Origin of the sequence: Rhodoglobus vestalii, from assembly GCF_006788895.1 — a bacterium.
GTDB lineage: Bacteria > Actinomycetota > Actinomycetes > Actinomycetales > Microbacteriaceae > Rhodoglobus > Rhodoglobus vestalii.
Window position 1 is genome coordinate 852,290 of record NZ_VFRA01000001.1, and the last position, 11,272, is coordinate 863,561.

General features: G+C 61.0%; 10 protein-coding genes and 1 tRNA gene. 4 read left to right on the forward strand and 7 right to left on the reverse strand.

The features are described from left to right. The first annotated feature begins 82 nt into the window (after positions 1 to 82). Together gndA and FB472_RS04100 are read left to right on the forward strand one after the other, a co-directional pair. Positions 83 to 1,540 (forward strand): NADP-dependent phosphogluconate dehydrogenase, encoded by a 1,458-nt coding sequence (gene gndA, locus FB472_RS04095; RefSeq protein ID WP_141989763.1) that lies wholly within the window; start codon positions 83 to 85, stop codon positions 1,538 to 1,540. 48 nt (positions 1,541 to 1,588) lie between these two features. Beyond that, the gene (locus FB472_RS04100; protein WP_141989764.1) at positions 1,589 to 1,960 is read left to right on the forward strand and encodes a hypothetical protein; all 372 of its coding nucleotides are present in this window, start codon (positions 1,589 to 1,591) and stop codon (positions 1,958 to 1,960) included. A gap of 25 nt (positions 1,961 to 1,985) precedes the next feature. On the opposite strand, the gene FB472_RS04105 is transcribed toward FB472_RS04100, so the two are convergent. The 4 genes from FB472_RS04105 to FB472_RS04120 all read right to left on the reverse strand — a co-directional run bounded on the left by FB472_RS04105 (position 1,986) and on the right by FB472_RS04120 (position 6,348). After that, complete coding sequence (locus FB472_RS04105; protein ID WP_141989765.1) at positions 1,986 to 3,689, reverse strand: long-chain-fatty-acid--CoA ligase; 1,704 nt, start codon at positions 3,687 to 3,689, stop codon at positions 1,986 to 1,988. 64 nt (positions 3,690 to 3,753) lie between these two features. After that, complete coding sequence (locus tag FB472_RS04110; RefSeq protein WP_141989766.1) at positions 3,754 to 4,731, reverse strand: ribose-phosphate diphosphokinase; 978 nt, start codon at positions 4,729 to 4,731, stop codon at positions 3,754 to 3,756. 38 nt (positions 4,732 to 4,769) lie between these two features. Beyond that, complete coding sequence (gene glmU, locus FB472_RS04115; RefSeq protein ID WP_141989767.1) at positions 4,770 to 6,206, reverse strand: bifunctional UDP-N-acetylglucosamine diphosphorylase/glucosamine-1-phosphate N-acetyltransferase GlmU; 1,437 nt, start codon at positions 6,204 to 6,206, stop codon at positions 4,770 to 4,772. A 70-nt stretch (positions 6,207 to 6,276) separates the two neighbouring features. Further along, a tRNA-Gln gene (locus FB472_RS04120) sits at positions 6,277 to 6,348 on the reverse strand. Positions 6,349 to 6,497: 149 nt separating this feature from the next. Here FB472_RS04120 and FB472_RS04125 point away from each other — a divergent pair. After that, on the forward strand, positions 6,498 to 6,989 hold the full coding sequence (locus tag FB472_RS04125; RefSeq protein ID WP_141989768.1) for a MarR family winged helix-turn-helix transcriptional regulator: 492 nt from the start codon (positions 6,498 to 6,500) through the stop codon (positions 6,987 to 6,989). Continuing rightward, entirely contained in the window at positions 6,982 to 8,085 is a 1,104-nt protein-coding gene (locus FB472_RS04130) for a YeiH family protein (RefSeq protein WP_141989769.1), read from the forward strand. Before FB472_RS04125 ends, FB472_RS04130 begins: the two co-directional genes overlap by 8 nt. A gap of 18 nt (positions 8,086 to 8,103) precedes the next feature. On the opposite strand, the gene FB472_RS04135 is transcribed toward FB472_RS04130, so the two are convergent. From FB472_RS04135 to FB472_RS04145, 3 genes are all read right to left on the reverse strand, one after another. After that, positions 8,104 to 9,942 (reverse strand): ABC-F family ATP-binding cassette domain-containing protein, encoded by a 1,839-nt coding sequence (locus FB472_RS04135; protein WP_141989770.1) that lies wholly within the window; start codon positions 9,940 to 9,942, stop codon positions 8,104 to 8,106. A 19-nt stretch (positions 9,943 to 9,961) separates the two neighbouring features. After that, positions 9,962 to 10,900, reverse strand: a complete 939-nt coding sequence (locus FB472_RS04140) for a 4-(cytidine 5'-diphospho)-2-C-methyl-D-erythritol kinase (RefSeq protein WP_141989771.1) — start codon at positions 10,898 to 10,900, stop codon at positions 9,962 to 9,964. Between the two features lie 105 nt (positions 10,901 to 11,005). Next, complete coding sequence (locus FB472_RS04145; protein WP_141989772.1) at positions 11,006 to 11,236, reverse strand: 4-diphosphocytidyl-2C-methyl-D-erythritol kinase; 231 nt, start codon at positions 11,234 to 11,236, stop codon at positions 11,006 to 11,008. Positions 11,237 to 11,272: the final 36 nt, after the last annotated feature.

Consider the following 11,272-nt stretch of genomic DNA (forward strand, 5'->3'; position numbering starts at 1 on the left):
CAAACCGTGCCCGCGCGGTATCCTAGGCTTGATGATTGGGCTACCACCCACCACTGTGTCCCAGAGTCAAGGAGTGCACCACATGAACGCTGCTGAGCAGGCAACCGCAAACATTGGCGTAGTAGGGCTTGCAGTTATGGGCTCCAACCTTGCCCGCAACCTCGCAAGCCGCGAAGGCAACACTGTTGCAATCTACAACCGCTCCTATTCGAAGACCGAGACGCTGCTCACCGAGCACCCCGAAGCACACTTCGTTGCAGCATCCACTTATGAAGAGTTTGCCGCATCACTGTCGACACCCCGCACCGCCCTCATCATGGTGCAAGCGGGTAAGGGAACCGACGCTGTCATCGACGCCCTCACCAAAGTTTTCGAGCCCGGCGACATCATTGTTGATGGCGGAAACGCGCTCTTCACTGACACCATCCGTCGCGAAAAGGCGGTGCGCGAGACGGGCATCAACTTTGTTGGCGCCGGCATCTCGGGCGGCGAAGAGGGGGCGCTTCTCGGCCCCTCGATCATGCCCGGCGGTTCTGCAGAAGCATGGGAGACCCTGGGCCTGATCCTCAAGTCGATCGCCGCAGTCGTCGACGGCGAGCCCTGCGTGACCCACGTTGGCACCGACGGTGCTGGCCACTTCGTGAAGATGATCCACAACGGCATCGAATACGTCGACATGCAGCTCATCGCTGAAGCCTACGACCTCATCCGCCAAGCCACCGGAGTCACCCCCGCCGAGATCGCCGACATCTTCGCCGAGTGGAACAGGGGCGAGCTCGAAAGCTACCTCATCGAGATCACCGCCGAAGTTCTGCGCCAGGTTGACGCCACAACCGACAAGCCACTCGTGGATGTCATCCTCGATCAGGCCGGATCCAAAGGTACCGGCGTGTGGACCGTGCAAACCTCGCTCGATCTTGGCGTTCCCGTGTCAGGAATTGCCGAAGCCGTGTTCGCGCGCGCCGTCTCCTCGCGGCCTGCTCAACGTGAAGCATCCCGTGCACTCCCGGGACCGAGCTCGGTACCGGCGATCGCCGACAAGGCTGCATTCATCGAGGATGTTCGCCAAGCCCTCTACGCGTCGAAGATCATCGCCTACAGCCAAGGCTTCGACGCCATCGTTGCCGGGGCTGAAGAGTACAACTGGGATATCAAGAAGGGCGAGATCGCCAAGATCTGGCGCGGTGGCTGCATCATCCGTGCACGCTTCTTGAACCGCATCACTGAGGCTTACGCCGAGAACCCCGCACTGGTCGCTCTTGTGACTGCGCCGTACTTCACTGAGGCAATGGCGGGCACACAAGATTCATGGCGACGCGTTGTTGCGGGTGCTGCTGCCGCCGGCATCCCGACACCAGCGATCTCGTCATCGCTGGCCTACTACGACAGCCTGCGTGCCCCGCGCCTGCCTGCCGCACTCGTGCAGGGACAGCGCGACTTCTTTGGTGCGCACACCTACAAGCGCATCGACATGGATGGTACCTTCCACACCCTGTGGTCGGGCGACCGCACCGAGATTGAAGTGACCGACTCGCACTAACCGTCGTTGCGGCGGGCCCACTGCCTGCGGTGACAGAATGGGTGAACGATGAGCGAATACGACGACGAGCCAGAGCTGTCAGGCTATGTGCCGCACGGGGATCGTCCGCTGCGTTCGCGCGCCTATATGCAGGTGATTCGTGTCGTCGTTGTGCTTGGGCTGATCGGGCTCGTTGTGCCCGGCATTGTGTCTGCTGTTGGCACAGCCAGTAGCACTGCAACGCGCACGTGCGCCATCTACACAGACTACTTGGCACCGCAGGCCGTGTCTTTCGACATTCGTTTTGAGCTGTTGGGGCAGGGTGAGCCGGGCTGGAAATGCTATGCGATCGCGTTCAACGGCACCGAAACTCTGCTGCGCTCGATGGGGCTCATCCCCGGGCCTGCGATCATTCCGTCGCAGCCGGCGGACAACACCTAGGGCTGCCTGGCAGTTGCCGCACAGCTTAACGCTTATCAACCAACTGATCGCGAACCTGTCGGCGCAGCACCTTGCCGATCAACGACTTGGGCAGCTCCTCAACGCTAACAACACGGATCGGCACCTTGTACGCGGCGAGGTTTGTTCGCACAAAGTCGCGCACCGCATTCTCATCAAGAGTTGCACCCTCGGCAAGCACCACCGCGGCAACGACATCCTCACCGTTGCGTTCGCTTGGGAGCCCAACTACGGCGGCATCCGCGATGGATTCATGCTGGCGGAGAGCCTCTTCAACCTCACTCGGGGCAACATTGAAACCGCCGGTGATGATGATCTCCTTGATGCGGTCGACGATTTTCACGAAACCGTCAGCGTCGACTGTGGCAATGTCGCCCGTGCGAAACCAGTCTTTGCCATCGTCTTCGGTGGGAACAAAAACTTCGGTGGTCTCTTCTGACTTGCCCCAATAACCCGAGAACACCTGCGGGCCGCGCACAATGAGTTCGCCCTCCTCCCCCGGGCCTCGATCGACAGTCGGGTTCTCCGGATCAACAATTCGGATTTCGGTATTGGGCAGCGGCAGACCGACCGTGCCCGCACGACGAGTGGGGCCGACGGGGTTGGCTATGAGCACCGGGCTCGTCTCGGACAGGCCGTAGCCCTCAACCAGAGTGCCACCCGTGCGCTCTTCCCACGGCTCCACAACGGCGGCAGCCAGCGGCATCGCTCCCGAGATCGCAATCTCGATGCCCTTCAGTGACACGCCTGCCGCATCTGCTGCAGCAGTGAGTCGCTCGTAAATTGGAGGCACCGCTGGCAAAAACGTTGCGGGATGCTTCTTGATCACGGCAAGCACTAGCTCGGGGTCAAACTTGGGGAACAGTACGAGCCGTGCCCCCATACTCATCGCGAAGGTCAGGCACAGCGTGAGCCCGTAGGCATGAAACATGGGGAGCACCGCGTAAACAACGGCGGTACCGAGCGGAATTGTTGGCACCCACGCGCGGGCCTGCGCGGCGTTGGTCAAAAGATTGAGGTGGGTAAGCATCGCACCCTTGGGGTACCCGGTGGTGCCACTCGTGTACTGGATGAGCGCCAGGTCTCCGGCCTCTGGCCTCACGATGTGGGCATCGATCGGGGCTGACTTGAGCAGTTCTTCCCAGACGATTGTGCCGTGAACGGAGGTGGTGAGCGCAGTGCGGGACTCGCGCGCCTTGGCAATCGGCAGGCGCAGTAGCGTCCGCGTGAGAAATGGCATCGAGCGGGTGACATCGACAGAGATGATCTTCTCGACCGCAACATCAGTCGGAAAGTCCTGAAGCGTATCAACCACCTTGTTCCACGCAATCACGACCTTCGCTTCGTGATCCTCAAACTGATGCCGAAGCTCGCGAGGCGTGTAGAGCGGATTGTGCTCGACGACGACCGCACCGAGGCGTAGCACCGCATAGAAAGCAACAATGTGCTGCGGGCAGTTGGGCAGCACGAGCGCTACCCGGTCACCCTTCTGCACTCCCAGCAGCCGAAGACCCTCGGCCGCGCGATCGATCTGCGCACCGAGTTCGGCGTAGGTGGTTTCTCTGCCAAAGAATTCCAGCGCGACACCGCGCGGGTACTCAGCGATAGACGCTGCCACGAGATCGTAAAGGGACCCGTCGGGTAGTGGAATTTCGTTGGGCACACCGTCGGCGTAATTCGCGAGCCAAGGGCGTTCGGACAACACAGTCATCCCTCAACTCTATGTCGGTCTGGCGCACTCAATTACCCAGAGCGCACCGCTTCCCTGTGGACGGTTAGGCTGCGCCGTCGAACATTGAGGTGACCGAGCCGTCATCGAAGACTTCGTGGATGGCACGGGCCAGCATTGGTGCTATCGGCAGAATCGTGAGTGTGGGAAACCGCTTGTGCTCCGGAATCGGCAGTGTGTCGGTGACGACCACCGAGTCGATGAAATCGCTCTGCAGAATCGTGGGTGCCGGGTCGGAGAAGATCGCGTGCGTGGCGGCCACCACAACCGTGAGGGCACCGGCGCGCTTGAGCGCCTCGGCTGCTTTCACGATGGTGCCGCCGGTGTCGATCATGTCGTCAACGATGAGGCACACTCGTCCATCGACCTCGCCGACGATGTCGTGAACGGTGACCTTATTGGGAACCAGCGGGTCGCGACGCTTATGGATGATCGCGAGCGGCGCACCAAGCTTGTCGCTCCAGATGTCGGCAACGCGCACGCGACCCATGTCGGGGCTGACAACGGTGAGGGTTTCGGGGTCGAGTAGTTTGCGGAAGTGCTCGAGCAGCACTGGCATCGCAAAAAGGTGGTCGACCGGGCCGTCGAAGAATCCTTGAATCTGGGCGGCGTGCAGGTCGACACTCATGATGCGGTCGGCGCCGGCAGCTTTGTAGAGGTCGGCGATGAGGCGCGCGCTGATCGGCTCGCGGCCGCGGCCTTTTTTGTCTTGACGGGCGTAGGGGTAGAAGGGCGAGACGACGGTGATGCGCTTGGCCGATGCCCGCTTGAGGGCATCCACCATGATCAGTTGCTCCATGAGCCACTCATTGATGGGGTCGGTGTGCGACTGGATGACGAAGGCATCGCATCCACGAACACTCTCGTCGTAGCGGGCATAGATTTCACCATTCGCGAAGGTGCGTGCGTCGGTGGGCACAAGATCGCTCCCCAGTTCGGTGGCGATGTCGAGCGCGAGTTGCGGGTGTGCCCGCCCGGAGACAATCACGAGTCGCTTCTGACCGGAAATCTTGATGCTGGCCACGGGGACTCGCTCTCTGCCGCGGTTACGGCGTTCGTCGGTTAGGCGTCAGAATCGTCGTTTGCTGCTTCGGCTGCCTTTGCCGCTGCAGTGCCCGCCCGATTGGTTTCAACCCAGCCACTGATGTTGCGCTGTGGAGCGACAGTGATGCCTAATGACCCTGCCGGGACATCTTTTCGGATGACCGAACCGGCTCCGGTGTACGCTCCGTCAGCAATCCTAACCGGAGCGACGAAGACGTTGTGCGACCCACTTCTCACGTGAGAGCCAACTACTGTTCGGCTTTTGTTCACTCCGTCGTAATTTGCGGTAATCGTTCCGGCCCCAATGTTGGACTGCTCCCCCACTTCGGTGTCACCGATGTAGCTGAGGTGTGGCACCTTGCTTCCTTCACCAATGGTGGAGTTTTTGGTTTCGACAAAGGTACCGATTTTGCCGCCAACGCCCAGGTTGGTGTTGGGGCGAAGGTAGGCGAATGGCCCGACGGATGCTCCGGCACCGATCACGCTGAGCGTTGCGTCGGTGCGTTTGACGACAGCATTCTCGCCAACCTCACAGTCGACGAGGGTGGTGTCTGGCCCGATGATGGCGCCGGACTGCACGAGGGTTGCGCCTTTGAGCTGGGTGCCGGGAAGAATTTCGACGTCGGGGTTGAGGGTGACGTCTGCGTCAATCCAGGTTGTTGTGGGGTCTTCGATGGTGACGCCTGCGCGTTGCCACTTTTGCACAATGAGTTCGTTCATGCGGCGTGCGGCTACTGCCAGTTGCACGCGATCGTTGACTCCGGCGACCATCCAGCCGACGCTGACGGGCATGGCGGAGACGATGGCTCCAACACCCCGCAGGAGCCCAACAACATCGGTGATGTACTTTTCTGCTTGTGCGTTGTCGGTGGTGATGCGCACCAGTTGTTCACGCAGCGGCCCAACACGGAAGACGTAGGTGCCAGAGTTGATTTCGGTGATCGCGATCTCGTCGACCGTCGCGTCCTTCTGCTCAACGATGCGGTCAAGGCCGCCATCGGCGTCACGCACGACGCGACCGTAGCCGGTGGCGTCTTCGAGAATTGCTGAGAGCACGGTGGCGGCGGCGGACTGCGCGCGGTGTTGCGCGAGCAGCGAGGCCAGGGTGGCGGAGTCAAGAAGCGGTACGTCACCGCTGACGACCACAACATCCCCGTCGAAGTCGGCTGGCAGCGAATCGACTGCTACTTCGACGGCACGACCGGTGCCAGGAATGTCATCCTGGTCAACGATGAGAATGTCGGGCATGAGCTCTGACAGGGTCGCCACAACTTCGTCGCGCTGGTGTCGCACCACCGCGATCACGTGGTCGGGATTCAGCTCACGTGCCGCAGCCACGACGTGCCCGATAAGTTCGCGACCGGCGAGGCGGTGCAACACTTTGGGTTTCGCAGATTTCATGCGGGTGCCTTGGCCTGCGGCGAGAACAATGACGGCGAGTTTGTGTTCGGTCATGAACCTATTGTGCCCTGAATGACTGGCACTCAAAACGCTGGGCCTGAAGTGGCCGAAGGTAAAAGAAAAGCTCCGCCTCTAGGATTCGAACCTAGACTGGACAGCTCCAAAGGCTGCCGTGCTGCCATTACACCAAAGCGGACCGCGCCCGAAGGCACCAACCAATTCTGCCAGATCATTGGACCTGTTTTGTGCACCTTCTGCGATTCGGAGCCTTCACACACGTTTGCCGGACTCTCGAAGACAGCCACGCGGTGCACATCCGGGTGCCGAAACTGAGATACTAACCGGATGCCCCAACGCGACGAAGTGGACCGGATCGTCGAAGCGTGGACGCGTGAGCGCCCCGATCTCGACTTTGCGCCGCTGCATGTTTTGAGTCGTGTTGGCCGTCTCGCCAAGCACCTGGAGCGAGCTCGCAAAGTTGCTTTTGCTGTTTCTGGTCTTGAGCCGTGGGAATTCGATGTGCTATCGGCCCTACGCAAAACGGGTTCTCCCTACCAGTTGAGCCCCACCGCACTGGTGCAGCAGACGATGGTCTCCAGTGGCACGATGACAAACCGCATCGATCGCATGGTGTCGCGCCACCTTGTCGAACGTCGCACTGACCCCAATGACGGGCGGGGAGTGATTGTGGTGATGACGGCGACGGGCCGTGAACGAGTGGATGGCGCAATCACGTCGCTCGTGCACGATGAAACGGCGCTGCTGTCTCGCATGTCTGCCGGCGAACAAGAACGACTCAGTGCTCTGCTTCGAAAACTGAGTCTCGACGGTGAATAGAGCCGCTAACAGCGCTTCGCTCCGACGCATCTCCCCCGGTCTGGCCCTCGCACTTGTAGCTTTTGGGCTTGCGCTGCTGATCAGTTTTCTGGTGCCAGCAATACCCACGTTGACGGCGTGCGTGGTGTTGGGCATCCTGTTTAGCGCACTGCCGTGGCGCAATTTTGTGCGCACTGAGGTGAAGCCGGGGCTGGCGATTGCTGCCCGTCGTCTGCTGCGAATCGGTGTGGTGCTGTTGGGTTTCAAATTGAGCCTCGTGAACATCGCTGAGCTGGGCTGGCTGGTGCTCGGCATGATTGTGCTGATCGTCGTGATCACATTCTTCTTTACGTGGGGGTTGGGTCGGATGATGCGCCTCCCCGGTCAGCAGTCGTTGTTAATTGCTGCCGGATTCTCGATCTGTGGCGCTTCAGCTATTGGCGCTATGGCGGGTATGACGCGCGCTAAAGACTCCGATACGGCCACACCGATCGCTCTCGTAACGCTGTGTGGAACCCTTGCCATTGCCGTCTTGCCGGCACTGCGTCCACTGCTCGGTCTCGATTCTGCCGAGTTCGGGATGTGGACGGGGGCGAGTGTGCACGACGTCGGCCAGGTCGTCGCTACCGCCCAAATCGCGGGGGCGACCGCACTTGCCGTTGCCGTCGTGGTTAAGCTCACGCGGGTAGCGATGCTTGCCCCCATGGTTGCTCTTGCCGGTGTTGTGGTTGCTCGTAGCGATCGCAAGGCTGCGGGTGCTTCTGGTGCGTCAGATGAGTTGGATGAGTCGGATGCTGCAGTCGGCACCGCTGCGGACCTCACGCCTGTGAAGCGCCCCGCGATCCTGCCACTCTTCGTCGTCGGATTCCTCGCGGCCGTCCTGGTGCGTACCTTCGTGCCGCTGCCCGATAGCTTCCTCGAGGTCGCCGCCTACGGCCAAGAGCTCGTGCTGGGTATGGCCCTGTTCGGCCTAGGCGCAACGATCAGCATCGGCAACCTCGTCCGCACCGGCGGTCGCGCACTCGCTGTCGCCCTCATCTCGTGGGCTGTCATCGCTCTGCTGTCGCTCGGTGCCGTCGAGATCGCTCGCGCTGCAGGAGTCGCTGCGCTCGGCTAAGTACCCCTAAAGTCTGGGCTAAGCCAGGAGTTCGTCGAGCTCAAGCCAGCGGGTTTCGACAGTGTCGAGCGCCTCTTGCACGGCCTGCTGTTCGCCGACGAGCGCGCCAAGGCCAGCAAAGTCTGACTGGTCGTGCACGGCCATCTTCTGATGCAACTCGGCAATCTGACCCTGCAGTTTCGCAATCTTGCGACCGGCAGCCGCGTGCTCCTTCTGCGAATTGCGCAGCTCTGCCCCACTCAACGACGATGACGGCTTCGGCTTGGCTTCTGTGGCATCCGGAGCACCAGCGGCAGCACCACTGGCCCCCGACGACGCCCTTTGCTGCTGAACACGCAACTCAAGGTACTGGTCGACACCACGAGGCAGGTGTCGGAAGCCGCCATCCATTACCGCATACTGCTGGTCGGTAACGCGCTCAATGAGGTACCGGTCGTGGCTCACGACAAGTAGTGTGCCGGGGAACGTGTCGAGCAGGTCCTCAATCGCCGCCAACATGTCGGTGTCGAGATCGTTAGTGGGCTCATCCAGAATCAGCACGTTGGGCTCAGACAGCAGAATGAGCAGCAACTGCAGCCGGCGCTTTTGGCCACCCGACAGGTCTTTCACCGGAGTCGAGAGCTGGGCGCTCGTAAAGCCGACACGCTCCAACATTTGGGTGGGCGTCATTTCTTTGCCACCGGTGACATAGCTGCTCTTGTGACGACCGATCACGGTGCTAACGCGTTCATCCCAAATGTCCTCCAGCTCAGCCAGCTGCTGCGTGAGGGTCGCGACCTTGATGGTTTTACCGCGCTTCACGCGACCACTCGTGGGCTGCAGGCTGCCCGCGACGAGTGACAACAGAGTCGACTTTCCGGCACCGTTGACGCCCAAAACGCCGGTACGCTCCCCCGGAGCGATGCGCCACGTTATGTCGTTCAGCACCATCTTTTCTCCCGCGACACCGGATGCCGGGTCAACAACGGGGTACGTGACCGTCACGCCTTCGAGGTCGACAACATCTTTGCCGAGCCGCTGCATCGCCATCGATGACAACGAGACGCTGTCGCGGGCGGGTGGCTCATTCTCGATTAGCTCGTTGGCGGCGTCAATACGAAACTTGGGCTTCGTTGTGCGTGCGGGAGCACCGCGGCGCAACCACGCCAACTCTTTGCGCATCAGGTTTTGACGCTTCGACTCCGAGGCGGCCGCCATGCGGTCGCGCTCAACACGCTGCAAAATGTAGGCAGCGTAACCACCCTCAAAGGGCTCGATGAGGCGGTCGTGCACCTCCCACGTGGCGGTACAGATCTCGTCGAGGAACCACCGGTCGTGAGTGACAACCAGCAACCCACCCGAGTTCGTTGCCCAACGGCGCTTGAGGTGGCCGGCAAGCCACGAAATGCCCTCGACGTCGAGGTGGTTAGTGGGCTCATCCAAGAAGATGACATCCCAGTCGCCGATCAGCAGGGTTGCCAGAGCCACCCGGCGACGTTGACCTCCGGAGAGGTCGCCAACTTTGGCCTCCCACGGGATGTCGGCGGCGAGACCCGCAATGACGTCACGAACCTTGGGGTCGCCCGCCCACACATGCTCATCGATATCGCCGATGACGGTCTCGTGCACCGTCTTGGTGCCATCAAGTTCGTCAGCCTGGTCGAGCATTCCGAGGGTGACACCGTTGCGGCGAGTTACTCGCCCATCATCGGGTTCGAGGGTGCCCGCAAGCATGCGCATGAGCGTTGTTTTGCCGTCACCGTTGCGCCCCACAATGCCAATGCGATCGCCCTCGTCAAGGCCGATAGTGACCCTGTCAAAGATTACGCGGGTCGGGAATTCGAGATGAAGAGCCTCAGCGCCAAGAAGATGTGCCATTCGGGAAATTCTAGCGGGGTTAGTCGGTGATGATTCGCGCTCCATGAACGGGGCCGGTCGCGCGCACCACCTTCATCTGCGCCGCACTCAATGCGATTTGCAGTTCAAGGGCCGAATCGAGGTCGGCGGTGAGAAACGCGACAGTGGGCCCAGAACCCGAAACGACTCCGGCGAGCGCCCCGTTCTTCTCGCCCAACTCGATAACCGCGGCCAGCGATGGTTCCATCTGGAGCGCCGGAGCCTGCAGATCGTTGTGGAGACATTCGGCAAGCATGTGCGGGTCACCGGCACGCAAAGCTTGGAGAACATCCGCATCGACGATTGGCGCGGCGTCGGCCGGAAAAATGTCTTGAGCGTGACGATGGCGGTGAAGGTCGAGCTCTTCGTATACCGCCGGGGTTGAGAGCCCCGAATCAGACAGGGCCAACACCCATTGAAACTGGCCCTTAGCCAGGGCTGGGCTGAGCTGGTCGCCACGACCCGTTCCAATTGCTGTTCCTCCGGTGAGGGCGAACGGCACATCGGAGCCAAGCTCCGACGCGAGACCGAGCATTTCTTCGCGAGAGATGTTGGTGCCCCAGAGTGCGTCGCAGGCAAGAAGTGTTGCCGCGGCATCCGCAGAACCACCACCCATGCCCCCGGTTACGGGAACATGCTTTTCGATCTCAAGGCGAACACCGCCGCGGTAGCCAGTGCGACGCGCCAGCAGTCGAGCGGCTTTGATACCGATATTGGAACCATCGGTGGGTACCCGCGAAAGGTCGACGGGTCCCGACACTGACACCGAAAAATCATCGGCACGATAGGCGCGAACGTCTTCACACAGCGACACCGCCTGATAGGCGATCGCAACATCGTGGTAGCCGTCATCAAGAAGCGAACCCACTTTGAGGAAGACATTGATCTTGCCAGGGGCACGAGTGTGAACCATTGTGGAGGCTGCCAAGACGGTAGTCATCCACCAAACTTACCGTGTGAAGTGGACCTCTCCGTGCACCCCCTGGGGATAACACTGGCCTCGCGGCATCCGCTACGATCCGGCTCTATCAGCCCCTGTATTGGCTTATTCCGCCTGAGCCAACCCGCGTGCTGCCGCATACCGGGCCGCGATTGATTCTGCCCACTCGCTGCTTAAGTGGTCGGCATTGGTAACGAACCATCCCGCGATCTGTGGACGCTGCCATGTCGTCGCCCCCGCAATGTCGAGGAACGCAAACCATTCATCGGGATGCCGCCCCGTGCCCTCAAGCACATCGCGGTCACTGGGAATGCTGGTGTTGCTGTTCGCCGACATGAAGCCAACCTACCGTCGTTCGTTGCCGAACGGAAT

Excerpts from the sequence above, each read along its gene's own strand:
- gndA (WP_141989763.1), top strand. The coding sequence starts at position 83 with ATGAACGCTGCTGAGCAGGCAACCGCAAACATTGGCGTAGTAGGGCTT.
- FB472_RS04100 (WP_141989764.1), top strand. The coding sequence starts at position 1,589 with ATGAGCGAATACGACGACGAGCCAGAGCTGTCAGGCTATGTGCCGCAC.
- FB472_RS04105 (WP_141989765.1), bottom strand. The coding sequence starts at position 3,689 with ATGACTGTGTTGTCCGAACGCCCTTGGCTCGCGAATTACGCCGACGGT.
- glmU (WP_141989767.1), bottom strand. The coding sequence starts at position 6,206 with ATGACCGAACACAAACTCGCCGTCATTGTTCTCGCCGCAGGCCAAGGC.
- FB472_RS04125 (WP_141989768.1), top strand. The coding sequence starts at position 6,498 with ATGCCCCAACGCGACGAAGTGGACCGGATCGTCGAAGCGTGGACGCGT.
- FB472_RS04135 (WP_141989770.1), bottom strand. The coding sequence starts at position 9,942 with ATGGCACATCTTCTTGGCGCTGAGGCTCTTCATCTCGAATTCCCGACC.
- FB472_RS04140 (WP_141989771.1), bottom strand. The coding sequence starts at position 10,900 with ATGACTACCGTCTTGGCAGCCTCCACAATGGTTCACACTCGTGCCCCT.
- FB472_RS04145 (WP_141989772.1), bottom strand. The coding sequence starts at position 11,236 with ATGTCGGCGAACAGCAACACCAGCATTCCCAGTGACCGCGATGTGCTT.